24 protein-coding genes and 1 tRNA gene are annotated in these 24,709 nt (G+C 74.1%); 14 read left to right on the forward strand and 11 right to left on the reverse strand.

All coding sequences use genetic code 11. The features are described from left to right. Positions 1-8 precede the first annotated feature (8 nt). Positions 9-944: a hypothetical protein gene (locus AB0F58_RS22475; RefSeq protein ID WP_357146105.1), complete on the forward strand. Its 936-nt coding sequence runs from the start codon at positions 9-11 to the stop codon at positions 942-944. 84 nt (positions 945-1,028) lie between these two features. Here the strand turns inward: AB0F58_RS22475 and mdlC are convergent, their stop codons facing one another. Together mdlC and AB0F58_RS22485 are read right to left on the reverse strand one after the other, a co-directional pair. After that, a complete protein-coding gene (mdlC, locus tag AB0F58_RS22480; protein WP_357146108.1) occupies positions 1,029-2,624 on the reverse strand; it encodes a benzoylformate decarboxylase in 1,596 nt (531 codons plus the stop codon). Between the two features lie 131 nt (positions 2,625-2,755). Beyond that, positions 2,756-3,559 carry an S-methyl-5'-thioadenosine phosphorylase gene (locus tag AB0F58_RS22485; RefSeq protein ID WP_357146111.1) on the reverse strand — a complete coding sequence of 268 codons (804 nt, stop codon included), beginning with the start codon at positions 3,557-3,559 and terminating at the stop codon, positions 2,756-2,758. A gap of 205 nt (positions 3,560-3,764) precedes the next feature. Between AB0F58_RS22485 and AB0F58_RS22490 the strand changes: the two genes are divergently transcribed. Continuing rightward, positions 3,765-4,355 carry a YqgE/AlgH family protein gene (locus AB0F58_RS22490; protein WP_357146114.1) on the forward strand — a complete coding sequence of 197 codons (591 nt, stop codon included), beginning with the start codon at positions 3,765-3,767 and terminating at the stop codon, positions 4,353-4,355. An 85-nt stretch (positions 4,356-4,440) separates the two neighbouring features. After that, a tRNA-Ala gene (locus tag AB0F58_RS22495) sits at positions 4,441-4,513 on the forward strand. Between the two features lie 291 nt (positions 4,514-4,804). Here the strand turns inward: AB0F58_RS22495 and AB0F58_RS22500 are convergent. Next, entirely contained in the window at positions 4,805-5,599 is a 795-nt protein-coding gene (locus AB0F58_RS22500; RefSeq protein ID WP_357146117.1) for a nucleotidyltransferase domain-containing protein, read from the reverse strand. A 204-nt stretch (positions 5,600-5,803) separates the two neighbouring features. Here AB0F58_RS22500 and AB0F58_RS22505 point away from each other — a divergent pair, with 204 nt between their 5' ends. The 3 genes from AB0F58_RS22505 to AB0F58_RS22515 all read left to right on the forward strand — a co-directional run bounded on the left by AB0F58_RS22505 (position 5,804) and on the right by AB0F58_RS22515 (position 7,950). Beyond that, positions 5,804-6,856, forward strand: a complete 1,053-nt coding sequence (locus AB0F58_RS22505) for a hypothetical protein (RefSeq protein WP_357146120.1) — start codon at positions 5,804-5,806, stop codon at positions 6,854-6,856. 150 nt (positions 6,857-7,006) lie between these two features. After that, entirely contained in the window at positions 7,007-7,648 is a 642-nt protein-coding gene (locus AB0F58_RS22510) for a biliverdin-producing heme oxygenase (protein WP_357146123.1), read from the forward strand. Further along, entirely contained in the window at positions 7,645-7,950 is a 306-nt protein-coding gene (locus AB0F58_RS22515; protein ID WP_357146125.1) for a DUF2470 domain-containing protein, read from the forward strand. Before AB0F58_RS22510 ends, AB0F58_RS22515 begins: the two co-directional genes overlap by 4 nt. Positions 7,951-8,067: 117 nt before the next feature. Here AB0F58_RS22515 and AB0F58_RS22520 read toward each other — a convergent pair whose 3' ends face one another. The 4 genes from AB0F58_RS22520 to AB0F58_RS22535 are packed head-to-tail and all read right to left on the reverse strand — an operon-like array spanning position 8,068 to position 11,775. Then, entirely contained in the window at positions 8,068-8,907 is an 840-nt protein-coding gene (locus AB0F58_RS22520) for a heme ABC transporter ATP-binding protein (RefSeq protein ID WP_357146128.1), read from the reverse strand. Further along, positions 8,904-9,932 (reverse strand): iron ABC transporter permease, encoded by a 1,029-nt coding sequence (locus AB0F58_RS22525; protein WP_357146131.1) that lies wholly within the window; start codon positions 9,930-9,932, stop codon positions 8,904-8,906. The genes AB0F58_RS22520 and AB0F58_RS22525 overlap by 4 nt, the downstream gene beginning before the upstream one ends. Continuing rightward, positions 9,929-10,945: an ABC transporter substrate-binding protein gene (locus AB0F58_RS22530; protein ID WP_357146134.1), complete on the reverse strand. Its 1,017-nt coding sequence runs from the start codon at positions 10,943-10,945 to the stop codon at positions 9,929-9,931. The genes AB0F58_RS22525 and AB0F58_RS22530 overlap by 4 nt, the downstream gene beginning before the upstream one ends. Continuing rightward, positions 10,942-11,775, reverse strand: coding sequence for a hypothetical protein (locus AB0F58_RS22535; RefSeq protein WP_357146137.1), 834 nt, complete (start codon positions 11,773-11,775; stop codon positions 10,942-10,944). The genes AB0F58_RS22530 and AB0F58_RS22535 overlap by 4 nt, the downstream gene beginning before the upstream one ends. A 135-nt stretch (positions 11,776-11,910) precedes the next feature. Between AB0F58_RS22535 and AB0F58_RS22540 the strand changes: the two genes are divergently transcribed. The 5 genes from AB0F58_RS22540 (at position 11,911) to AB0F58_RS22560 (ending at position 18,825) form a co-directional block, all read left to right on the forward strand. After that, entirely contained in the window at positions 11,911-13,431 is a 1,521-nt protein-coding gene (locus AB0F58_RS22540; RefSeq protein WP_357146139.1) for an HtaA domain-containing protein, read from the forward strand. A gap of 33 nt (positions 13,432-13,464) precedes the next feature. Continuing rightward, positions 13,465-14,673, forward strand: a complete 1,209-nt coding sequence (locus AB0F58_RS22545) for a DUF916 domain-containing protein (protein WP_357146142.1) — start codon at positions 13,465-13,467, stop codon at positions 14,671-14,673. Beyond that, positions 14,670-15,620 (forward strand): hypothetical protein, encoded by a 951-nt coding sequence (locus AB0F58_RS22550; RefSeq protein ID WP_357146144.1) that lies wholly within the window; start codon positions 14,670-14,672, stop codon positions 15,618-15,620. Before AB0F58_RS22545 ends, AB0F58_RS22550 begins: the two co-directional genes overlap by 4 nt. A 102-nt stretch (positions 15,621-15,722) precedes the next feature. After that, the gene (locus AB0F58_RS22555) at positions 15,723-16,973 is read left to right on the forward strand and encodes a hypothetical protein (RefSeq protein ID WP_357146147.1); all 1,251 of its coding nucleotides are present in this window, start codon (positions 15,723-15,725) and stop codon (positions 16,971-16,973) included. A gap of 130 nt (positions 16,974-17,103) precedes the next feature. Further along, positions 17,104-18,825, forward strand: a complete 1,722-nt coding sequence (locus AB0F58_RS22560) for a VWA domain-containing protein (protein WP_357146150.1) — start codon at positions 17,104-17,106, stop codon at positions 18,823-18,825. Between the two features lie 64 nt (positions 18,826-18,889). Here the strand turns inward: AB0F58_RS22560 and AB0F58_RS22565 are convergent, their stop codons facing one another. From AB0F58_RS22565 to AB0F58_RS22580, 4 genes are all read right to left on the reverse strand, one after another. Continuing rightward, positions 18,890-19,282: a PAAR domain-containing protein gene (locus AB0F58_RS22565; protein ID WP_357146152.1), complete on the reverse strand. Its 393-nt coding sequence runs from the start codon at positions 19,280-19,282 to the stop codon at positions 18,890-18,892. Between the two features lie 35 nt (positions 19,283-19,317). Beyond that, on the reverse strand, positions 19,318-19,989 hold the full coding sequence (locus tag AB0F58_RS22570) for a LuxR C-terminal-related transcriptional regulator (RefSeq protein ID WP_357146155.1): 672 nt from the start codon (positions 19,987-19,989) through the stop codon (positions 19,318-19,320). Beyond that, on the reverse strand, positions 19,986-21,335 hold the full coding sequence (locus AB0F58_RS22575) for a hypothetical protein (protein WP_357146158.1): 1,350 nt from the start codon (positions 21,333-21,335) through the stop codon (positions 19,986-19,988). The genes AB0F58_RS22570 and AB0F58_RS22575 overlap by 4 nt, the downstream gene beginning before the upstream one ends. Positions 21,336-21,434: 99 nt before the next feature. Then, positions 21,435-22,043, reverse strand: coding sequence for a Pvc16 family protein (locus AB0F58_RS22580; RefSeq protein WP_357146160.1), 609 nt, complete (start codon positions 22,041-22,043; stop codon positions 21,435-21,437). Positions 22,044-22,220: 177 nt separating this feature from the next. Here AB0F58_RS22580 and AB0F58_RS22585 point away from each other — a divergent pair, with 177 nt between their 5' ends. From AB0F58_RS22585 to AB0F58_RS22595, 3 genes are read left to right on the forward strand one after another with little or no spacing between them, the layout of a single operon-like run. Then, entirely contained in the window at positions 22,221-23,783 is a 1,563-nt protein-coding gene (locus tag AB0F58_RS22585; RefSeq protein WP_357146163.1) for a phage tail sheath subtilisin-like domain-containing protein, read from the forward strand. 29 nt (positions 23,784-23,812) lie between these two features. Next, positions 23,813-24,295, forward strand: coding sequence for a phage tail protein (locus AB0F58_RS22590; protein ID WP_357146166.1), 483 nt, complete (start codon positions 23,813-23,815; stop codon positions 24,293-24,295). After that, a complete protein-coding gene (locus AB0F58_RS22595) occupies positions 24,282-24,695 on the forward strand; it encodes a hypothetical protein (RefSeq protein WP_357146170.1) in 414 nt (137 codons plus the stop codon). The genes AB0F58_RS22590 and AB0F58_RS22595 overlap by 14 nt, the downstream gene beginning before the upstream one ends. Positions 24,696-24,709 lie beyond the last annotated feature (14 nt).

Consider the following 24,709-nt stretch of genomic DNA (forward strand, 5'->3'; position numbering starts at 1 on the left):
GAACCGGCATGCGTCGACGAGTGACTCTGCTGCTGGGCCTGCCGATCATGCTGGCCCTGACCGGCTGCGCCCAGAACGGGGCCACGCCGGCCGAACCGGAGGACCGCTGGGAGTCGTTCCAGCGGCGGGCCGCCGAGGTGGCCGAGGCGTGGCAGCCCGGCCCCGCCTGGACGACCAGCTACATCCCGTTGGAGAGCCCCACCGTGCTCGCCGGGGACCCGAAGTTCTCCCCGGAGACCGAGCAGGCCTTCCAGGCGGGCTGGTACCGGGAGCAGGTCACCATCCCGGCGACCCGCCAGGCGAAGGGCACCGTCCGCTTCCCGGACGGCACGCTCGACGTGCCGCTGCTCAGTGCCGCCGAGGCGTACCGGCAACTGGACCTGGGGGATCCGCCGCCCTGCGAGGGACGGCCCAAGGTCCCCGGGCCGACGGTCGAGCCGGGCCCGGACGGGCCGGTCGCCGGCAGCTCCACCGTGGCGGCCTGCACGGCGCTGACCGTCACCGGGGTCAAGCTCGGCACCGCCGAGCTGCGCACCAGCCGGGGCGAGGCCACCGTGCCGGCCTGGCTGTTCACCGTGGAGGAACTCGCCGTACCGGTCGCCCGGGTGGCCGTGGCGCCCAGCGCGATCACCGCCGTACCGGCGGGCCCCGGTCCGGGCGGGACGCCGGCCCCCGAACTGGCCGCCGCCCAGAACGTCGTCTCGGTCGAGGGCGCCGAGTTGACCTGGCGGGTGGGCGTGGGCGCCTGCGACACCGGGATCGAGCCGCTGGTCGCCGAGTTCGACGACGTGGTGGTGGTCGGCGCCGGGGTGGTCCGGAGCACCGGGGTCTGCACGGACCAGCTGAAGCTCGAGCCGGTCGACGCGACCCTGAAGGCGCCGCTCGGTGCCCGTACGGTGCTGGACGTGGTGAGCGGGTCGCCGGTGTCGATGCTCGGCGGGTGACGCCGTCCTCGGCGGGTCGGCCACAGCCAGCCGGTGATCCGGATCCCGAGGGGCGGTCGAGGGCCGACCCCTCGGGTGGGGTGCTCAGAGCAGCGCCGGCACCTCGGTGCCGATCGGCACCGGGACGACCGTGGGCCGGTCGGCGTCCAGCCCGGTGGCGACGGCCGCGGCGATCTCGTCCGGGGTACCGGCCACCGCCGTGGCGCAGCCGTAGCCGCCGGCGATCGCGGTGACGTCCATCCCCGGCAGGTCCAGTCCGGGCCCGCCGGGAGTTCGGTCGTGCGCGGCGAACGCCTTGAGGACGGCGTACTGACGGTTGACCGGGACCAGCACGACCAGCGGCAGGCGCAGCCGGGCGGCGGTCCAGAGGGCCTGCACCGAGTAGTGGAACGAACCGTCCCCGATCACCGCCACCACCGGCCGGCCACGCCCGGTGTCCCGTTCGGCGAGCGCGATGCCCACCGCGGCGGGCAGCCCGAAGCCCAACCCGCCACTGGCCCCGGTGAAGTACGACGCCGGGCGGCGGACCCGGAGGTGCCGGCGCAGCGCGGCCAGGTTGGACGGAGACTCCTGCACGAGCACCCCGTCGGCGGGCCAGAGCCCGCCCAGCGTGGCGAAGAACGCGTCCGCGCTCAGCGGCGCCCCGGCCTCCGGCGACGGCGGGTCCGGGCGAGGCGGTGGCGACGACCGGCGGGTCGGGGGCAGCAGGTCGTACAGCGCCTCGGCGGTGAGCCGGGCGTCGCCGAGCAGGCTGTCCCCGACCGGGGCGCGGGCCGCCTCCCCGGGGTCGTCGGTGACGTGCAGCAGCCGGGCTCCCGGCGGCAGGTAGTCGCCCGGAACGTGGGGGTAGTAGCGGAACACCGGCGCACCGAGGACCAGTACCGTGTCGTGCCCGTGCAGCCGTTCGGCGAGAGGTCCGATGGCGAACGGGAGGACCCCGCGGAACTGGGGATGGTCCTCGGGGAAGACGGCCCGTTCCGGCGCCGGGGCGGACCAGACCGGGCAGCGGAGCCGCTCGGCCAGGGCGACCGCCGCCAGCCAGCCGTCCGCCCGGTCCACGGCCGCACCGAGCACCAGCGCCGGATCGCGGCTGCCGGCCAGGATCCCGGCGAACTCCCGCAGCCGGTCCGGGTCGGGGGCGAAGCGGGTCGCCACGGTACGCACCTGCGGTGGCGGATCTGCCGGCTGGTGCCAGTCGTCCAGCGGCAGGGAGAGGTAGACCGGCCCGGCCGGCGGCTGCACCGCCGTGGCGTAGGCCCGCATCAGTGCCGCCGGAACGTCCTGTGGACGGGTCGGTTCGTGGCTCCACTTGACGTACGGCTGGGGTAGCTCGGCCGCCCGGGGGCTGGCCAGGCGAGGCTCGATCAGCAGCATCCGGCGGGTCTGCTGGCCGGCGGTGACGACCAGCGGGGTGCGGTTGTGCCAGGCGGTGACCAGGTTGCCCATGCCGTTGCCGGTGCCCGGCGCGGTGTGCAGGTTGACGTGCGCGGCGCGGCGGGTGGCCTGGGCGTACCCGTCGGCCATCGCCACCGCCGAGGCCTCCTGGAGGGCGTGCACGTACCGGAAGTCGGCCGGGAGGTCCTGGAGGAAGGGCTGCTCGGTGGAGCCGGGGTTACCGAAGACGGTGGTCATGCCGAGGGCGCGGAGCAGTTCGTAGCTGGTGTCGCGGACCGTCGCCATGGGTCGGCCTCCGTGCCCTCGTCCGGTGGTCGGGGCGGCCTGCGGGCCGGCCCCGACCGGACGAATCTAACCAGCGCGGGAGGGGAGCATCCCGGCATTGCGCCAAAGACACCCTCGGGGGCGACCTGTCCTCAGGGCAGCGGGAAGGGCAGCTTGATGCCGTCCAGCGCGGCGGCGCACGAGCACTCCCGCTCGGCGGGCAGGGTGGCGACCGCGTCCAGCAGGATGCCCCGCAGCCGGTCGGTGTTCTCGCCGAAGACCCGGAACACCTCCTCATGGGTCACCGCGTGCCCGCCCTCCACACCGGCGTCCAGGTCGGTGACCAGGGCGATGGAGGTGTAGCAGAGCGCCAGCTCGCGAGCGAGGACAGCCTCCGGGTGCCCGGTCATGTTGACCACCGAGCCGCCGATCGCGGTGAACCAGCGGGACTCGGCGCGGGTGGAGAAGCGGGGCCCCTCGACCACCACCACCGTGCCGCCGTCGACCGCCGACACCCCCCGGCCGGCCGCCGCGTCGAGCAGCGTCCGCCGCCCGGCGGGGCAGTACGGGTCGGCGAAGGAGACGTGCACCGCGCCCCGGTCGTAGTAGGTCTGGGCCCGGCCGCTGGTCCGGTCGATGAGCTGGTCGGGCACGACGAAGGTGCCCGGACCCAGTTCCGGGCGGAGCCCACCGACCGCGCAGGGCGCCAGCACCCGGCGTACCCCGAGCGAGCGCAACGCCCACAGGTTGGCCCGGTACGGGATCAGGTGCGGCGGGTGCCGGTGGTCGCGTCCGTGCCGGGGCAGGAAGGCCACCGGCCGACCGGCCACCTCGGCGACGGTGATGGCGTCCGACGGGGGCCCGTACGGCGTCTCCACCCGGTGTTCCACGGCGTTGTCCAGGAGGGCGTAGAGGCCCGAGCCGCCGATGACCGCAATCTCCGCCGTTGGATCCATCGATTCTCCCCAAACTCGTTCCACTACCGGCCGGTCAGACCTTAGCCACCGTGCAAGGTGCAGGCTATGGTGCCAGGCATGGCGTTGAGAACACGGACGCTCCCGGTGCACCGGGTCGATTCGGTGCACTCGGCGACGTCCTGGCAGGAGGTTCCGCAGGTGGCGTGACCGCGTCGCGGCACGCGGTTAGGGGATGGGCGGCGGTATGCAGGGAGAGGGACAGGCGATCGGCGGTCGTTCGATGGCGTCGATGACCGGGCAGTTGCTGGTCGCGACCCCGGCTCTGAAGGATCCCAACTTCGACCGCACCGTCGTGCTGCTGGTCGCGCACGAGCCCGGCGGGGCGCTGGGTGTGGTCCTCAACCGGGCCACCGAGGTGCCGGTCGCGGACGTGCTCGGCGACTGGAGCGCGCTGGCCGGGGAGCCGGCGGTGCTCTTCGAGGGCGGCCCGGTGCAGCCCGACTCGGCGATCTGCCTGGCCCGGATGCGGCATCCGGTACGCCGGCTCAAGGGCTTCCACCAGGTGCTCGGCGCGGTGGGCACGATCGACCTCTCCGTCGACCCGGAACGGATGCGGGAGAGCGTCTCCGGCATCCGGGTCTTCGCCGGCTACTCCGGTTGGGGTGCCGGGCAGTTGGAGCAGGAGATCGAGGACGGGTCCTGGTTCGTCCTGGACGCCCTCCCGGGCGACGCCTTCGTCGACCGTCCCGACGACCTGTGGCCGATGGTGCTGCGCCGACAGGGCGGCATGATGGCCGCGGTCGCCCACTTCCCACCGGACGTGTCGCTCAACTGATCCTCGGGGGACCCCCGGGAGATGACCATGGCTGCCGGTGTGTGTATAGTTTCGTCCGTGCCCGGGTGACCGGGGACACCGGCAAGGGGCCGTGGCGCAGCTGGTAGCGCACCACACTGGCAGTGTGGGGGTCAGGGGTTCGAGTCCCCTCGGCTCCACCCTTGTGAAACGCCCTGGTACGGGACCTTATCCCGAGCCAGGGCGTTCTTTGCATCCGGTCTGCTGTCGGCCGGGGCAGTTCCTCGGTCTGCGCTGTGCGTGTCCCCCGACGCCGGGGAGGTGGCAGTAATCGCACCCGGAGAGCTCGGGAGGCCCACCGGAAGCCGGCCGGAAATCCGCACCGTTGGGCCAGCGAGATGGCGCTGAACGCGGTCGTCGAAGCGGTGCGCGCCGCCGAACCCGTGGGCGATCCGTCGACGCCCTGATTCCCGTGTCTCCGGCCGGCGCCGTCAGCCCCACCGACGCAGCGCGTCCGCCACGACGGCGTCGACCGAGTCGGCGGCGGCCCGGACGTCGGCCGCGGTGAGCGCGACCGGCTCACCCCGACGCCAGCGCAGCGCCCGATCCGCCAGCGGGCCGTAGGCGGGGAGGATCTCGGCCAGGTAGCCGGCGACACCGGTCTTCGCGACGACGTCCCCGTGGGCCAGCGTGAAGTGCAGCCGGGCCGGTCCGAGCACGCACCACGCCACCCCCTCGGCGCCCACCCGGGTGGCCTCGGCGGGCACGTCGTCCGGCACCGCGCCGACCACCGCCCGGGCGCCTGCTGCCAACGGCTGCCAGTACGTCGTCAGGTTGTCCAGGTTGAAGCGGCGGACCTCGTCGTGGTCGACGGTCAGCCCCAGGTCCGACACGGCGGGCCCCCGGACCGCCTGTCCGTACCTCGTGAGCAGCAGCCACGACACCGGATGGAGATCCCCGCAGGGCTCGTCGGCCCGGAAGCGTCCGTCGACGACGAACGGCACGACCCGGCGGTCGGCGGGCTGCTGGAAGAAGGTCCCCCGGTCGAGGTACACGCCGTCGAGGTGCGGCTCCGGCGGCATGTCGGCGTGCACGGCGGCCAGGGCGGCGAGGTCCCCGGACGTCGGGCGGCGGGACGTGACGATCACCGTGTCGATGTCGCTGTGGCCCGGCTGGTACGCCCCGAGCGCCACCGAGCCGGTCAGGTAGAGCATTTCGACGAAGCCGGGCAGGGCCGTGTCGACCGCGTCCAGGTATCGGGCGACCGTCGTCTCCACCGTCCTCACCGGGCGAACCTAGCAGCGTCGGCCGGTCGGGCGTCGCGTCGGCGCCTCGGCAGGGTTGGTTCCCGGGCAGCGTAGCGCCGGCTCCGATGTCCGGTCACTGACGTTCGCCAGGGTGGTGAACACCCTAAATCCTGTCATATTTCGCTATGTTGCCCGGCCCGTCGGTCCTCCGCCGGGCTCCGATCCACGGCGAAGGGAGCCAGCATGACGGCGTTTCGTCGGGTACCGCCGGAGGCGCCGCGCAGCCGGTTCGCGGCGCGGTACGACCGCTTCGCCGACGCCTTCGGGGCGGACCGGGTCGTGGGCCGGTGGGAACTGGCGCGGGCCCTCGACGTGCCGCCGCGTACCCCCTGGACCGCCGCGCCCCACGCGGCCGGTGACCTGCCGGCGGACCTGTCCTTCGTCGTCTCCACCAGCCACGGCGTCGTGGTGTGGGCCGACGGCCGGCCGCACATGCTCTCGCCGGGGCGGCACTTCGGTCTGACCCTGCGCGACGGGCGGCTCTACGCGTTCCAGATCACCGGCCGGCACGGGCGGATCGTCTCCTTCCCCCTCGGTCCCGGCCAGGTCCCGGAGGCCGGTGGGGGGTGGCGCATGGTCACCCACCTGTACGGACTGAACCGCTGGGTGCACCAGATCGACTTCGTCGACGACGAGCTGGTCGTGGTGGACACCCTGCGCAACCGGCTGCTGTGCTACCCGGACGTCGAGCGCCGGCCCGGTCGACACTGGTCGGCCGCCCACCGCACCGTCCAGCTGACCCCGGCCGACCGCAGGGGACGGTCCTCGCCGCACTACCGGCACTTCAACTCCGTCCACCGGCACGGGAACACGATCTACGTCGTGGCGCACAACCACAGCGCCGGAACCGGTCGCAAGAGCGACGTCTGGCTGCTGGACGAGAGGTTCCGGCTCCGGGAGATCGTCCCGGCCGGCGGGTCGTGCTGTCACAACGTGGTGATCCACGAGCGGGGCATGCTCGTTTGCCGGTCGGTCGAGCAGACCGTCGCGCTGGACGGCGTCGACCTGCTGACCACCGAGGGCTTCGGTCGTGGCCTCGCCTACGACGGTCGGCACCTGCTGGTCGGCGCGTCGGTGTTCGCCGAGGAGTACGTGGACCGCGACCACGACAACGGCTTCGTCGACGTGTACTCCGCCGACTTCACCCGCCTCGGCCGGGTGGTCTTCCCCCGCTCCTCGGTCCGGGACATCCGGTTGCTGACCGGGGACCGGGGCCTGAGCAACCACGGCCGGTGACGACGCCCCGCCGGCTACCGACGGGCCGGACGGCGAGGCCCGGCGCGGGCCAGGAAGCGCAGCACGCGTACCGGCATCGGACGGGATGCCGAGGTGACACCCTTTCCCTGGCCAGCGGTTTAGGTTAGCCTTGCCTAACGGAGGTGGATCATGGGTTTCGCGGCGGAACTGCGGGAGCGCACCAGGCCGGACCACCGGGTGGCGCAGCATCTCGGGTACTTCGACGCCCTGCTCGGTGGCCAGTTGGACCGGGGCGGCTACGCGGCCCTACCCGAACAACTCTTCGTCGTCTACCAGACGTTGGAGGAGGCGGCGGAGGTCATGCGGGCGGACCCGGTGGCCGGCCCCTTCGTCACCGACGCGCTGCACCGGGTGCCGGCGCTGCGGGCGGATCTGGAGTTCCTGCACGGCCCGGACTGGGCCGCGCGGATCGTCCCGGGCGCCGCCACCCTGGAGTACCGGGCCCGGCTGCGGGACATCGCCTTCACCTGGCCGGCGGGGTACGTCGCGCACCACTACACCCGGTACCTCGGTGACCTCTCCGGCGGGCAGGTCATGCTGCGCGCGGTGCAGCGGTCGTTCGGGTTCGCCGAGGACGGCGTCCGGTTCTTCCTCTTCCCCGACATCGAGGCGCGGGCCTTCAAGGAGCACTACCGGAACCTCCTCGACGGGGTGCCCTGGGACGAGGTGGAGCGGCAGCGCTTCCTGGACGAGGTCTCGCTGGCCTACCGCCTGAACACCGCGATGCTGGCCGAACTCGGCCGGTCCGTGCTGCCGGAGGCCGCCGCGTGACGACGTTCGGGCCGGACGTGGTCGCCGCGGTGACCCGGCACATGAACGACGACCACGCCGACGACTGCCGGCTGATCTGCCAGGGCCTCGGCGGCCAACCCGGGGCGACTTCGGCCCGGATGTCCGGGATGGACGACGAGGCGATGGAGTTCGTCGCCACGGTCGACGGCGCACCGGTGCCGGTCCGGATCCCGTTCCGCACCCGGCTCACCGAACGACGTCAGATCCGCGCCGAGGCCGCCTGGATGTACCGGGAGGCGTGCGACCGGCTGGGGATCACCCCGCGTCCCGACGCCGCCTGAGGCGACCACCCGCCACCGCCACTGTCCGCCGGATGCTGTCCGCCGGATGCCGGATGCCGGATGCCGGATGCCGGATGACGGATGACGGGGGACGGGGGACGGGTCAGGGCGGGCGGGTCACCGCTCGTCGACCGGGCGCCTCGGCAGCACCAGTGGCGTACCGGTGCGCGGATGCGGCAGGACCTCGATCTCGTGTCGGTACACCGTGCTGAGCGACTCGGGCAGGAGCACGTCGGCCGGTGACCCGTCGGCGACCAGCCGGCCTCCGGCGAGCAGCGCGATCCGGTCCGCGTACGCGGCGGCGAGCCCCAGGTCGTGCAGCACCACCACCACCGTGTCGCCGCTGCGGGCCCGGTCCCGGGCCAGGGTGAGGACCAGCTCCTGATGGTGCAGGTCGAGCGCGGCGGTGGGCTCGTCGAGCAGGAGCATCGGGGTCCGCTGGGCGAGCACCCGGGCCAGCGCGACCCGGGCCTGCTCGCCGCCGGAGAGCGCCGAGAAGACCCGCCCGGGGAAGGACTCCACCCCGGTCAGCCGCATCGCCTCCGCGATCGCCTCGTCGTCCTGGCCGGCGTGCGGCGTACCGGCCCACGGGGCGCGGCCCATCGCCACCACCTCGGCGACCGTGAACGGGAACGACAGGGCGGACCGCTGCGGCAGCATCGCCCGGCGGCGGGCCAGGTCGATCGGCGTCCAGTCGGGCAACGGCGCGCCGTCGAACTCGATCGTGCCGGCGTCGACCGGCAGGTCTCCGCAGATCGCGCCGAGCAGCGTGCTCTTGCCGGCGCCGTTCGGCCCGACCAGCGCGAGGAGTTCGCCCGCGCGGATGTCGATGTCCACGCCGGAGAGGACGGTCCGCGTCCCACGCCGCACGTCGAGGCCACGGACCCGCATGTGGACGCCGCCCCGGTCGGGTCGTACCGGGGAACGGAACCGCCGGCCTCCCGGCCACCGGCTCATCCCCAGCCTCCCGCACGGGCGCGGGTGCGGCGCAGCAGCCAGAAGAAGCACGGCCCGCCGACCACGGCGGTGAGCACCCCGAGCGGCAGCTCCTGGTAGTCGACCAGGGTCCGGGCGGCCAGGTCACCGGCCACCACGACGATCGCGCCGCCGAGCGCGCTCGCCGGCAGCAGCACCCGGTGGCCCGGTCCGGCGACCATCCGGACCAGGTGCGGTACCACCAGGCCGACGAAGGAGATCACGCCGGTGAAGGCGACGGCCGCCGCGCCGAGCAGGGCGGTCACCCCGATCATGCCCACCCGCAGCCGCTCCACGTCCACGCCGAGGTGCCGCGCCGGCCGGTCGCCGAGGGCGAGCAGGTCCAGCCGACGGGCGACGGCGACGGCGATGGCGACGCCGACTGCGGCGCACGGCGCGGTGACCGCCACGCTCGCCCAGTTGGCCTGGGCCAGGCTGCCGAGCTGCCAGAAGGCGATCGCCCGGACCGCGTCGGCGTCGCCGAAGAACATCAGCAGACCGATCAGTGCCCCGGCCACGGCGTTGACCGCGATGCCGGTCAGCACCAGGGTGACCACCTCGGTCCGTCCGTCGGTCCGGGACATCGCGTACACCAGCGCGGTGGCGGCGAGTCCACCGAGGAACGCCGCCCCGGCGACGGTCCAGCCGCCGAGCACGGAGAGCCCGGTGACGATGGCGGTGGCCGCGCCGACGGCCGCGCCGGAGGAGACCCCGATGACGCCCGGCTCGGCGAGCGGGTTGCCGAACACGCCCTGCATCAGCGCACCCGCGCAGCCGAGCGACGCCCCGACGATCACGGCGAGCACCACGCGGGGGAACCGGACGACCCAGAGCGCGTCCTCGCCGTGGGTGACGGTGGGCAGCGGGCCGACGTCGAGACCGACCCGGTGCAGGATGGAGCCGAGCACCTCGGCCGGAGGCACCGGAACCTGCCCGGTCCCGGCGGCGACCAGGCAGAGCAGGACGAGTGTCCCGCCGAGTCCGGCGAGCAGGGCCACCCGCCTCATCGGCACGTGCCGTGCACGGCCTGGGCCAGTGCCTGGATGGCGCGGCCGGTGCGGGCCCCGAAGGTGAGCAGCAACCCGTCGTCCATGTCCACGATCCGCCGGTTCCGGCCGGCCGGCGTCTGTCCGATGCCGGGCAGGGCGAGCAGCCCGTCCACGCCCTTGACCGACGCCAGCCCCTCGGACATCACCAGGATGACGTCCGGGGCCGCGTTGACCAGGCCCTCGCTGGTCAGCGGCCGGAACTTGGTGAGCCCGATCTCGGTGCCGGCGTCGACCGCGCCGATCGCCCTGATCATCTCGTCCGATCCGGCGCCCCGGCCCGCCATCAGGTAGACGCCGGCCGTGCCACGGACGTACAGGAAGGCGATCCGCAGCGGGGCGGCGTCCGTCGGGGCGCTGCGCCGGGCGGCGGTGATCTCCGCGTCGACCCGGGCGACCAGGCGCTCGCCGGACGCCGGCACGCCGAGCGCCGCCGCGATGGCCCGGATGTGCGCCGGTACGGCGGCGAGGGTCTGCTCGTCGTCGACCAGCACCACGGCGATGCCGGAGCGGCGGAGCTGTCGGAGTGCCTCCGGCGGGCCGATGCTCTCGTCGGCCAGCACGACGGTGGGGGCCAGCCGGAGGATCGCCTCGGTGGAGAGGTCGTGGCCGGTGGGCGTGACCACCGGCAGGTGCGCGGCGGCGGGGAAGGTGGTCGAGGTGTCCCGACCGACCACCCGGTCACCGAGGCCGAGGCTGAACACGATCTCCGCGATCGAGCCGTACAGGTTCACCGGCAGGATCCGGCCGGCGTCGGTGACGGTGACCCTGGTCCCGTCGGCCGAGTCGACGGTGACCGGCAGGACACTGCCCGGGTCGGGGCCGACCGGGTCGACGTCGGTGTCGGTGACCGTGGCGGTGGTGGGGCCGCAGCCGGCGGCCGGTGCGGCGGCCGGGGCGCCACCCGGACCGCAGGCGGTCACCGTGCCGCCGAGCAGGACCAGGACGCCGAGCAGGAGAGCCGGTCGTCTCACGACCGCTCCCGGCGACGGTTCCGCAGGCGGACCGCCACGAGCGCGACGAGCAGGACGGCGAGACCGGCCGTCACGACGGTCCACCACCGGCCGGTGCCGGTGCCGTCGGTGACCTGGGTGGCGGCCGGGTCCGTGCCGCCGGCGGTCGTGCCGGGGCCGCCGTCGGCCGGCGCGGCGGCCTGGGCGGAGGCGGTCACCCCGGCGCTGCCGCCGGTCGGCTGTGCCGTGGCGGGTACGCCGCCGGTCGGCCGGCCGCTGGCGGGTGCGCCGCCGGTGGGCGCGGGGGCGGACGGGGCCGCGGCGGTGGTCCTCGTCGGGGTGGCCGCGGTGCCGGCGAAGGTGACCGGAATCCGGACGTCCTGGCTGCGGTCGGACCCTCGGGTGTGGTCGTTGCGGCTGGACACCACGCACCGGCGGACGGCGCAGTCCACGTCGCCGATCTTCGGCGCGACGCGGAGCTGGACCCGGAACATGCCACCCGACCCGTACGGCACGGCGAGCCCCTCGCCGTAGGAGGGCGGGTTGGAGGAGATCCAGTGCGACAGGCCCGAGGTGCCGCCCATGTCGGCGCCCCCACCGCAGGGCGAGGGAGCCGCGCCGCTGCCGTTGTCGACGCAGAACGCCACGTAGATGCCCTTGGTGATGTCGTAACCGGAACCGGAGACGGTGACCGTGGCACCGCCCCGGGGCAGGTCGGCGGTCCGGCTGACGGTCAGCCGCTGACCGTTCGGTCCGGTGCCGACCGTATCGGCGTGGGCCGGAGCGGCGGTGAGCAACCCCATCGCGACCACGGCGGTGCCGACCAGGGCCGTCACCAGTCGGGCAGTCATCGTGACCTCCTCAAATAAGGTTAGGCTAACCTAAGAGGATCTTGTGGTCGGCGCAAGAGGGTATTCAGCGGATTCTCCAGTTAGTTAGGTGAGGCTAACCTAATCGAGCCCTCCCCTGAAAGAGAGGAACACCCGATGCCCGTACTCAGGACCGGCGGTCCGCTCCGCCGGTCGATTCCCTGGGCGGCAGCCGCCGTACTCGGTGCCGCCGCGTCGCTGACCGTCGTGGGCGCCGCCGTGGCGGCACCCGTGGACGTCAGCGGGGGAAGCCTCGACTGGGGCTTCAAGAGCTCGTTCCGCAGCTACGTCTCGACCGGCAACGGCAACCCGCCGATCGCCGTCGAGGACGGGGCCACCCGCAACACCGACGGCACGTTCCGCTTCACCACCACCGGCGGGACGTACGACGCCGCGACCGGGGCGACCACCGTCCGGTACGGCGGGAAGGTCGTCTTCTCGTACCCGGCGCACTTCTTCACCATCACGCTGGCCAACCCCACGGTGGAGGTGGACGCGGGCGGGGGTTCCCTGCGTGCCGACGTCGACCTGGCGGTCAGCGGTGGCGGTTTCGAGCCGATCAGCCTGGACCAGGCCGAGATCGCCACCCTCGGCGGTGCCGCCCCGGTGGTCTCCGGCAACACGGTGAGCTGGAGCAACCTGACCACCACGATGACCGCCACCGGGGCGACCGCCTTCAACGGCTTCTTCGCCGCCGGCACGGTCCTCGACCCGCTGTCGTTCGGCTTCGGCACCGGCGGTGGCGGCGGCCCGGCGGCCCCCTCGGTCACCGTGACCCCGTCGGCTGCCGTCGACCCGGCCGGCGCGACGCTCACCGTGACCGGCTCCGGCTTCGACGCCGAGGCCAACGGTGGCGTCGGCTTCTACGTCGCCTTCGGACCGAAGTCCGCTGAGTTCTGGACCAACGCTCGCCCCTACAAGCCGGTCAAGTGGGTGCACAAGGGGGCGTCCTCCTCCGGCGGGCAGGCCAAGCTGAACGCCGACGGCACCTTCAGCACCACGCTGGACGTGCTGCCGACCTACACCGACGGGGACGGCAAGCCGGTCGACTGCACGGCGACCCAGTGCTACGTGCTGACCTTCGCCGCGCACGGCTCCAGCGACCGCAGCCAGGACACCGCCACCCCGATCACCTTCGCGGGCTCCGGCGGGCCGGGCGGCGGCGGTGCCGACCAGGAGATCACCACCCAGGTGCTCCAGACCGGGCCGCTCACCCTGACCTCGGCCGGCGCGTCGGTGGCGCTCTCCGCCGCCGCTCCCGGCGCGGTGGCCGGCGGCGCGCTCAACGCGGTCACGGTCAGCGACCTGCGGGGCAGCAACGCCGGCTGGAACGTGGTCGGGCAGGTGGAGGACTTCACCGGTACCCCCGGCGGGGTCATCGCCGCCGACAACCTCGGCTGGTCGCCGAGCGCGTCGGTGGTCACCGACGGCCTGGTCGGCACGCCCGGGGTGGTCACCCCGGGCAGCCGCGCGGTGCCGGGTGCCGGCACCGGGCTGGGCGGGGCGCGCACGCTCTGCGGCGCGGCGGCCGGAGCCAGCGCGGGCACCTTCCGGTGCGGCGCGGACCTGGACCTCGGCGTGCCGGCGTCCACCGCGCCGGGTGACTACACCGCCACCCTCACCCTGACCCTGTCCTGACGAGCGGAAGGGCACCTTGTTGTGCGACCGACGATGACGAGGTGCCCTCACCCGCACCTGACGACCGTGGTCGCGGCGTTCGCCGCGATCGTCACCGTGCTGGCCGGTGGGCCGGCCGCCGCCGTCGCCCCGCCCCGGGTGACGGCCCCGCACCGCGCGGCCCCGGCTCCCGCCGCGCCGGCCCCGTCCGCCGCCGCCGGCTTCACCTGGGCGGTCCAGCCGTCCAGCGCCTCCGGCCCCACCGGGCGCGCCTACTTCGTGTACGACGCCGCACCCGGCCGGCGGCTCGAGGACCGGGTCGCGATCACCAACCTGAGCCGGACCCCGATGACCTTCGCGGTCTACGGGGCCGACGCGTTCACCACCGGGGACGGCGGCTTCGCCCTGCAACCCGCCAGCCGGCCGGCGGCCGACGTCGGCTCCTGGGTGACCCTCGCCGAACGGACCTACCGGATACCCGCCGGGAAACGCGTGATCGTGCCGTTCCAGTTGACCGTGCCGGCCAACGCCAGCCCCGGGGACCACGCCGGCGGCATCGTCGTGTCGGCCGCCGGGGTGCGGGCCGACGCCGCCGGCCGGACCGTCACCGTCGACCGCCGGGTGGCGGCCCGGATCTACCTGCGGGTGGCCGGCGCGGTCCGTCCCGCGCTGGAGGTCGAGGCCCTGCGGATCGCGTACGACAACCCGGTCAACCCGTTCGGTACCGGCCCGGTCGTGGTCAGCTACCGGCTGCGCAACACCGGCAACGTCCGGCTCACCGGCAGCGGTCAGGTGCACGTCGCCGCCCCGTTCGGCTGGCGACTCGCCGGGACCGAGCCGGTCGCCGTACCCGAGCTGCTGCCCGGAGCCGCCTTCGTGGTGACCGAGCAGATCAACGGCCTCGTCCCGGCCGGCCGGCTCAGCGTCCGGGTCGCCGTGGACCCGGCCACCGTGGACGGTCCGTTGCCGACGCTGAGCCGTACCGCCTCGACCTGGGCGATGCCCTGGATCTGGCTGGCGGTGCTGCTGGCCGGGCTGGCATGGCTGGTGGTCACCCGGCTGCGCGGCGCCCGCCGGCGTGCCCGTACCGCCGACGCCGGGAGCCCTCCGGCCGACGGCGCGACCGCGTCTGCCGCAGCGGCACCGGCCGCCCGCTCGACGCCCGCACCGGCCGTCGTGCCGGACGCCCCGGGTGAGGGCACCCGTGGTGCCCCGGCCGGCGTCGGCCGGGACGGGGCCGATCGGGGCGGCCCGGCCGGATGAGACTCCCGCTCCGAACCGCCGTCCTGGCCGCCGGGATGCTGGTGGCCGCCGGCACCCTCCCGACGTCGGCCGTGCCGCCGGTGTACGTGCCGGTCGCGGCGGTGGCCCCGGCGGCCACTGCGGCGGCGGCGACGGTGACGCTGGACCGGACCGGGGCGCGACCGGGTGACCGGGTGCTCGTCCGGCTCGCCGGTTGGCCGGCCGGCACCGTGGTGATCCAGGTCTGCGGCACCGGCGCGGCCGGGTGCGCGGTCGACTCGTCGGTGCAGACCCACCTCTCCGGTACCGGCCTCGGTGGTGCCGCGTTGACCGCCGCCGTACCGCCCGGCGGCTGCCCCTGTCAGGTGCGGGTGACCACGCTGGACCGTCGGCTCACCGCCGCCGCGCCGCTGGCGCTGACCGGCGAGCCCGGTGCCCGGCCCGCCCCGGCGGGGGAGCACCGGGCCACCGTCCCGCCGGTGGTCACCGCCGTGGCCGTCGAGCGTGACCCGGGCTGGTGGAGCCGGCTCGGCGGGCCGGCCCGGCACACGCTGGTGGTCCGGCTGCGCAACGACGGCGGCGCGCCCGCCGCCGTCACCCTGTCGGTGACTGTGGGGCGGGGTGACGACCCGGACGGTTTCGTCCCTCCCCCGACCGTGCCCGACCTCGCGGTGGGGGAGGAACGCGCGGTACGCGTCCCGGTGCCGCTGCCGGCCCTGGCCTTCGGCACCTGGACGGTCGAGGGCCGGGTGGTCACCGCCGGGGTGGCAGCCCCGTTCCGGGCCTCCGTGGAGAGCCGACCGTGGGGACCGACCGTGCTGCTCGGGGTCGCGGTCGTCGTCCTGCTGGCGGTGGAGCTGCTCCGGCGTCGTCCCCGGACCGGCCGGACCCGGGCGGCGGAGGGTTCCGGGGCACCGGGCCCGGCCGGGGACCGACCGGCACGACCACGTCACGGCGCTGCCCGGTAAGGCAGTGCGGACTGCCCGGAAGACCGCCGGGCGTGCGTGTCGGCGGCGCCACCGCTGCGCGATGGTGGCCGCGTCGACTGTCGCCGAGCGAGAAGAGTGGTCATGACCTGGCGAGAGACCTACTGGCACGACGCTGCCTCCGACCCCGCGTACTTCGCCGCCGTGGAGTTCGCCACCGTTCTCGACGGTGACTACGGCACGCGGATGTTCGGCAGGTGGGTCGACGAGCGGTACCCGGACCCGGAGTCCCGGGAGTTCATCCGGGCCGTGGAGTACCTGCTGGTCACCAACGCCTACGGCGACAACGTCACGGAGACGATGGAGACCCTCCACCGGCGGGTCGCCCGGCCGTGGGAGGACCGGGGGATGCTCACCGCGCTGGAGCGCACCTCCGCCCGGTTCGGGACCGTGCCCGTCCGGGTACGCGACGACGACGACGTCGCGGTGCTGGCCGACGCGCTGACGGCCGACCCCGACACCTTCCGGACGTGGCGGGAGGAACTCCAGGAGTCGTCGGTGACGGTGCTGCGCGACGGCGGGCTGCTGGACGCCTTCCTCGACGACTGCCTGCACCTCGCCCACGACGCGAAGGCGTACCAGGCGGAGCAGGGCAAGGGGAAGGAACGGGTGGACGACCCGGACGTCCCGGCGAGCGGGACGGACGAGTCCGCGTACGACGGGTACCCGGACGAGCCGGCCGGCTCCTCGGAGGAGGAGGACCTGGTCGCCGTCGTCCGGGGACGCGGGGTGCGGTTCGCTGAGCCGGCCGAGGTCGCCGCGCAGCGCTACCCCTGGCTGTCCCACTCGTTCCGGCTGGGGGTCGCCTTCACCATCAACCCGGAGGCCAACGCGTTCCTGCCCGAGGCGCTGAGCTGGGACGAGGCGCAGACGCACCTGGGCAGCTGGGGGGTGGACCTGGGCGAGTTCGTCGAACACATGGACGAGGCGATGGCGTCCCGTCCGGTGAAGGCCTACCGGAACGAGCGGATCACGATCAACGTCATGGGTACGTCCGTGCACGTGGAGGTCACCATCGACTCGGCGCTGAACGCGCACAACACCGGGATCATCGCCACCCTCGACACCGACGGCGCGTACACCCACTACGTGCAGTACAAGGACCTGGTGATGTTCTACGTCGACGAGAACGACATGAACACCCCGATCTACAACGTGCTGAAGACCTTCGGTGACCTGTGGGCCGGTGGCGACGCGGAGAGTTACGTGGTGCGACACGGCAAGGGACGCAAGGCGCACTTCACCGTCACCCCGGTCAGGGCGAGCCACCAGGCCAGCCTGGTGGCCGTGGTCCGCCGGTGCTCGGACGGCATGATCGTGAAGGTGTTGGACTGACCCGACCGGGGGCCGGTCGACGCGGGACGCGGGTGCGGTCGGTGTTGCCCGCAGGGGCAGAGAGGACTGCACCGAGGTCTGTCCGGCCACCCGCTGCGCGGCACCGGCCGGACGGACTTTACTGCCCGGCATGGCCACATTCGCCTCCCGCCCGCTGCGGACCGCGTCCGCGCTGGCCGTCGTGGCCCTGCTGGTGGCCAGCGCCGCCCCGCCGGCCGGGTACGCCGCGCTGCTGGCGGCACCGGACAGCGGCGGCGGCGCGGCGTTCCGGATCAGCGTCGCCGACGCCCCCGACGCCCCCGACGCACCGACCGCCCCCGTCCCGGGACCGGGCGGGACGGGCGGCACGACGATCGGGCTGACCCCGGGCGGCGCGGCGACGCTGACCCGTACGGTGACCACCACCACCGTGCCGCCCCGTCCGGACGTGGTGCTGCTCGCCGACACCACCGGCAGCATGGGCCCGGCGCTGGCGGACGTGAAGGCCAACGCCCGCCGGATCGTCGCGGACATCAGCGCGGTACAGCCGGACGCCCGGTTCGCGGTCACCGAGTACCGGGACGAGACCGACTCGTACGCCTTCCAGGTCAACCGGGACCTCACCACCGACCCGGCCGCCGTGCAGGAGGCGGTGAACACCTGGACCGCGGTCGGCGGCGGGGACACCCCGGAGGCGAACCTCCACGCCCTGTCCCGGATCGCCACCGGCGCGGTCGGCTTCCGCGCGGAGAGCAGCCCGATCGTGGTGATCTTCGGCGACGCCCCGTCGCACGACCCGGTCCTCGGTCACGACCTCGCCGGGACGGTCACCGCGCTCACCGCGCGGGGCATCCGGGTGGTGGCGGTCGACGTCGTCACCTCCCCGTACCACAGCCTCGACCAGGACGGGCAGTTCACCGAGATCACCACCCGGACCGGCGGGGTGCTGCTCACCGCCGCCACGGCCGGCGACGTCTCCACCGCGATCCTCGCCGGCATCCGGGCCATCCAGGCCACCGTCGCCGCCCGGGTCTCCGACTGCGATCCGCAGCTCAGCGCCACGGTCGAGCCGGCGGAACGGACCGTCGACAGCGGCAGCCGCGTGGACTTCACCCTCGCCGTCCGGGTCGACCCGAAGGCCCGCAACGGCGAGTACGCCTGTCAGGTCACGTACACCGTGGACGGCATCGCGCAGGGCGGGCCGGAGCGGCTCGCGGTGACCGTCACCGGGGCCGCTCCCGACGTGCCGGTGCTGCACTCCGACACGACCCTGCTCGACCTGGGCGAGGCGTCCCTCGGCGTGGCCACGCCGGCCCGTCGGGTGACCCTGAGCAACGCCGGGGACTATCCGCTCAGCGTCGCCGCGACCCTCGCCGCGCAGCCGGCGCCGGCCGTCTTCGCGATCACCGAGAACGGCTGCGGTCCGGTGCTGGCGATCGGCGCGTCCTGCACGCTGGACGTCGTGGCGACCCCCCGGGACATCGGGACCGCCGACACGGTGCTCACCCTCGCCAGCTCCACCGACACCGGCGGCCGGGCCGCCCAGTCGCTGACCGTACGCACCGCCGGCCGCAGCCCGACGCTCGCGTTCAACCCGGGGGTCGGCCGGCCCGGTCAGGTGGTGACCGCCCTTGGCCAAGGCTTCCCGCCGACCGCGACGGTCTCGCTCTCCTGGGCCGACGGCACCGCGACGGTGACCGTGGCGACGGACGCCGACGGCCGGTTCGCCGTACCGATGGTGGTCTTCCCGGACGGTCGGGCCGGGCCCCGGGCGGCGGTCGCCTCCGTTCCGGCGGTCGGGACGGTGACCAGCGGGACCTTCCTGGTGCAGTCCGCGACCGCGCAGCCCGGCGTCTTCACCCGCCGCCGCTGACCCGCCGGCCCCGGGCGACCGACGGTGGTGGGCTGAGCCGACGAGCACCCGGCCGGCGGCGGGCTCAGCCGACGAGCACCTGGCCGGTGGCGACGATGGTGCCGTTCGGCAGGGGCGCGGGGTCGTTGCAGGTGTTGACCTTGTCGCCGTGCCGGGCCGCCGGCTTGCCGTTGACCAGCACCGTCGGACTGCCGGCGAGCACGGTGCCCTGGTTGGTCGGCGGCACCTGGAACGGCCCGCCGGTGGGCACGTGCGGGGGTGCGTTCTGCGCCCCGCTGCCCACCACGGCCGCCGGCTTCCCCTCGATCAGCACGTCGGTGCTGCACCCGGTGGTGATCGTGCCGGCGAACGGCATCGGGGTCGGGGTCGGCACCGGCCCGCCTGGGGACGGGACCATGATGATGTGGGTGTCGGTGCCGACGACCTTGTCGCCGAGCTTCGCCGCGGGTACGCCCACCTCCGGCGCTCCTTTCTGGACCGCAACCGGTCCGTTCAGATCAGGCCCTCGCGGATGGCCTGGGCGACCGCCTGGGTGCGGTTGCGCACGCCGAGCTGGACGGTGATCTCGTGCACGATGTTCTTGATGCTCCGTTCCGAGTAGGACAGGTCCCGGGCGATGGTCGCGGTGTCCGCCCCGGCCGCGATCATCCGCAGCACGGCGAGCTGGCGTGGCGAGAGGGGCAGGATGGTCAGGCCCCGGGGGGCCAGCACCTGCCGTTGGGCGCGTCCCACCCGGGTCAGCAGGGAGCTGAGCAGATCGGTGGGGAGCCGGGCCTCGCCCCGGGCGGCGGCGCGGACCACCTCGCGCAGCAGCGGTGCGGTGCTCTCCGCCCGGCGGACCATGCTCAGCCCGCCGGCCTCGATCGCCTGGAGCCCCGCCGTGTCGTCGAGCTGCCCCACCACCAGCACCGGTCGGGGCCCCGGGCCGTCGGCCGCGGCCAGGCCGTCGAGCTGGGCCAGCAGCCAGTCGTCCACCGCGTCCCCGACGACCACCAGCACGTCGGCCGTGCCGTCGTCGGCGGTCACCAGCACGGGCCGGACCCCGGCGCCCTCCCCGGACTCCGTGCCGAGCTGGGCGACCACCCCGGCCTGCGAGATCGGGTCACGGGCACGCACCGCCGCGCGGACCGGCCCGGTCCCGTCCGGCCGTGGATCGGCGGTCACCGGGTCGAGCCGGGGGACGGGGCGGACGACGGCACCGGCACCAGCTGACCGGCGAAGTACGCGGCCGGGGCGCACGGCGTGGTGCCCGGGTTGGTGCACTTCACCGCGACGGTGACCGGCTGGTCGGCGGAGAACTTCAGCGGCTGCACGAAGTGGTAGTCCAGGTCGCGGAAGTTGTTCAGGCCGGTCTCCAGCAGGACGGTGTCGCCCCGCCGTATCTGGAGGACACCCGCGTCACCGTGCGGGTTCTGCAACACGATGTCGGTCACCCAGAGCACCTTCTTCTCCGCCGGCCGGTACGTGGCGAGGGAGAACTCGTTCGAGGTCGGGGAGGCGCTGGTGGACACCCGGAAGTCGGCGGCGGTCTCCGGGTCGGCGTTGTCCAGCGTCCCGCCGGGAGCGCCGGGACCGTTCCCCGTGCCGGCCGTCGGGCTCGCCGTGGCGCTCGGCTTCGGCGCGGCGGAACCCCCGGTCACCGCGCGCTCCGCCTTCTCGGCGGTCTGCGCCGCCTCGCTGGCCTGCGTCTTGACCTCGGCGACCTCCTGGGTCAGCTCCTCGTTGAGCTGCTCGGTCCGCACCTGCGCCGCCTCCTTGGCGGTGGACTGCACGGTCGGTTTGAGCACCGCGAACCAGAGCGCCACCAGGGCCACCGTCACCGCGACGGCGACCAGCGCCACCCGGGGCGACCAGGCGGGCAGCAGCGCCTGCTGGACCAGCACCCCGTCGGAGGTGATCGGCTCGGTGTCCGGGCGGGTGACGGCCACCTGGAAGGGCAGGTTCCGCTCCGGGCCGAGCAGGAACCGCTTCTTCGGTCGTACCCGCAGCCGGACGAAGGTGGCGGTGCCCGGCCGCAGGACCGGCGCGGCCGGCCGGACCCGGAAGTCCAGCAGCAGGTCCGGGTCGGTGGGCAGCACCTCGACGGTGGTCTCCGTGTTGCCGGTGTTGTCGACCACCAGCTGATGGACGCCGGTGCGCCGGGCCCGCGAGGTCCGGGGCACCAGCTCGGCCGCCAGCTCCACGAAGGGCAGGACGGTGACGCGGCCCTCCTCGACCACCGAGCCGTCCGGGTTCTCCCGCCCCCGCACCCGTACGCCGAAGTCCACGTCCCCGGCGGGCACGGTGGCCGAGCGGGGCGGCCGGAAGGTGACCCGCGCCTCCTCCTCGGTGCCGGGGAGCAGGTTCATCGTCCGTGGCTCGACCTCGGCCCAGGGCTCCGCGTCGCCGACCAGGTCCAGGGTGAACTGGTCGACGACGGAGGCGGTGTTGCGCACCCGCACGGTGCAGACGACCTCGTCGCCCGGCGCGACGGTCAGTTGAGTCTCGGCAAGGCCCACAGCGACGCTCATGCCGGGCAGTCTGGCCGCGCGCCGGGGCGGCCGGGACCGGCTGGCGAGGAACACCATGGTGCAGCCGTGGCTACCTGATCGGGCAACCGGCCGGCCCGGTCAGCGCGGTTCGCTGATCCGGCCGGGGCGCGACGTTGCGCCGGACCGGGCGGTGCCCCGGCGGTCCGCACTGCTGACGCTCACCTCGCGCGGTGCCGGCGCCAGGTCGGTCGTCGCCTCCGGCACGTACGGGACGAGGAGTTGCAGGTGCAGCCCGGTGCGGGCGACCCCGCCCCACCCCGTCCACGCCGAGCCGGCGGCGCCGTCCCGGTGCGGGGCGCTGCGGGCCACCACCGGTTGATTCGCCCGAGCCAGCGCCCCGGTGAGGAACCGGGTGGGCACCGCCGTGCACCCGGCACAGCCGACCAGCAGGTCACCGAGGAGCCGGTGTTCCCGTTCGGTGTCCGGGCCCCAGGCGGTGAGCAGGTAGCCGAACCGGTAGCGCCGCCCCGGTGGGCGTCGGCCGACCAGCCGGCCGGTGTCGTCGCGCAGGTCGTCCCAGGTCGCCGACACGCCGGTGGCGTCCTCCTCGACGTCGAGCAGGAAGGCCGAGACCCGCTCGCCGTCGAGCTGTGCGCACCGGTCCGGCGGGTCGAAGACCACCGGCACCCCGGGCGGCAGGTAGCTGCCCAACCAGGCCCGGACCGACAGGTCGACATCCCAGATCATCCGTCCACCCTGACCGGTGGCGCCGCTGCCCGCGCCCGGTGGCCGGGCAGGCCGGTGGGGCGGATCGGGTGCCCTTCGGGGCAGCAGGTCCTACCCCCGTGGCGTCCCGGCGGGCACCGTGACCGCCCGCAGGCCGTTGGCAAGCTCGCCGTAACACACCGTCGTACAGGAGGTTCGATGCCGACGTATCTGTCGCCGGGCGTCTACGTGGAGGAGGTGTCCTCCGGGTCGAGGCCGATCGAGGCGGTCGGCACCGCCGTCGCCGCGTTCGTCGGCTTCGCCGAGAAGGGGCCGGTCAACGAGCCCACCCTGGTCACCAACTGGTCGCAGTACAACCGCCTCTTCGGCGGGTTCGTGGCCGGGGCGTTCCTGCCCCTCTCCGTCTACGGCTACTTCCTCAACGGCGGCGGTTCCGCGTACGTCGTCCGGGTGGCCGGGTCCGGCGGCGACACCGACCCGGCGGACGGCGACGGGACGTACGCCACCGCGGCCGTCCCCGCCGGTGGGGACAACGGGAAGCTCTCCTTCACCGTCCGCGCCGCCCTGCCCGGCCCGGCCGGACAGGACATCTCGGTCGAGGTCGCCGACGCCTCCGAGGGGGGCGACGACGCCTTCAAGCTCGTCGTCAAGCAGGCCGGCAAGCCGGTCGAGACGCTGGACAACCTGACCACCCGGCGGGGGGCCGGCAACGTGGTCACCGCGGTGAAGCAGCAGTCCAAACTGATCCAGATCGAGGAGGCCCGGGGCGCCACGCTCGCCCCGCCCCGGCGCGGCTCCGAGGTCGCCCTCGTCGCCCCCGCCCTGCCGGCCACCACCGTGGTGGACGGGGAGCTGCGGGTCAGCGCCGAGGACTACGTCGGGGACGTCGCCGACCGGACCGGGTTCGCCGGCCTGGAGGCGATCGAGGACATCACCATGCTCAGCGTCCCCGACCTCGCCGCCGCGTACCAGCGCGGGGCGATCGACGAGGAGGCGTTCAAGGCCGTCCAGCTCGCGATGATCGCGCACTGCGAGCTGATGGGCGACCGGGTGGCGATCCTCGACCCGCCGCCCGGCCTGCACCCGCAGCGACTCAAGGAGTGGCGGCAGGACGTCGCCGGTTACGACTCCAAGTACGCCACCCTCTACTGGCCCTGGGTGAAGGTGATGGACCCGGCCCAGGGGCGCGCGGTGTTCATGCCGCCGAGCGGCCACGTCGCCGGGGTGTGGGCCCGCAACGACGACACCCGGGGTGTGCACAAGGCCCCGGCCAACGAGATCATCCGGGGCGCGCTCGCCCTAGAGAGCGGGCTGACCAAGGGCGAGCACGACCAGCTCAACCCGATCGGGGTGAACTGCATCCGGGCCTTCCCCGGCCAGGGCATCCGGATCTGGGGCGCCCGCACGCTCTCCAGCGACGCCGAGTGGCGCTACCTGAATGTCCGGCGGCTGTTCAACTGGATCGAGAAGTCGATCCTGCTCGGCACCAACTGGGTGGTCTTCGAACCGAACGACCCCCGGCTCTGGGACGCGGTGCGCCGGGTCATCACGATGTTCCTCCGCCGGGTCTGGCGCAGCGGCGCCCTGATGGGCGACACCTGGTCCGAGGCGTTCTTCGTCAAGTGCGACGCGGAGAACAACCCGCCGGAGAACCTCGACGCCGGGATCCTCACCGTCGACATCGGCATCGCGCCGGTCAAGCCGGCCGAGTTCGTGGTGTTCCGGCTCTCCCAGCTCTCGCACGGCGCGGGCGACGACTGACCCGGCCGACGTAACCAGGAAGGACGATCATGGCAGGTCAGGGTACCCAGGACGCGCGCCAGAACACCGAGATCATCAGTGCCGCCGTGTTCCGGCTGGAGGTGCCGGGCATGAACGCGGTCAACTTCGCCGAGTTGGTCGGCATCAGCAGCGAGGTGGAGAACGCCGAGTACATGGCCGCCGGCCCCACCGGCCCCATCTTCTCCCGGCACTTCGGCCGTACCAAGCCGCCGACGGTGACCCTCAAGCGAGGGCTCGACCTCAACGGCGACCTCTGGCTCTGGCACCAGAAGGTGCGCAACCTGATGTACGACGCGTACCGCGACTGTGCGCTGAAGCTCTACGGCCCCGGGGACGACCTCAACGGCACCGCCCGGCTCACCTACATGATGACCAACGCCTGGCCGGCCAAGGTGGAGGTCAGCGGGGTCAAGGCCGGTGCCACCGACATCGTCTACCAGACCGTCACGCTGATGTGCGACGACCTGTTCGACCTCAATGCGCGGATCTGATCCGACCGGGCCCGCCGCTGCGGCGGCGGGCCCGCGCACCGAGTTCCCGTTCACGCTGCCCCGGGGCCTGGTCGACGGCCGGGGCGGGGTGCACCGGGACGGGGTGCTGCGGCTGGCCACCGCCCGCGACGAGATCGACCCCCAGGGCGATCCCCGGGTCCACCGGAACCCGGCGTTCCTCACCGTGCTCCTGCTGGCCCGCACGGTCACCCGGATCGGCGCGGTCGAGCCGGTCGACAGCACGGTGATCGAGCGCCTCTTCGCCTCCGACCTGGCATTCCTCCAGGACCTCTACCGGCGGGTCAACCAGCAGGGGCACACCGGTGCGGAGGTGACCTGCCCGCACTGCGGCGACGAGTTCGCCGTCGACCTGGCGGGTGTGGCACCGGCCGGTAGCTGACCATCCCGCCGCCG

The organism is Micromonospora sp. NPDC023956, assembly GCF_040639195.1.
GTDB lineage: Bacteria > Actinomycetota > Actinomycetes > Mycobacteriales > Micromonosporaceae > Micromonospora.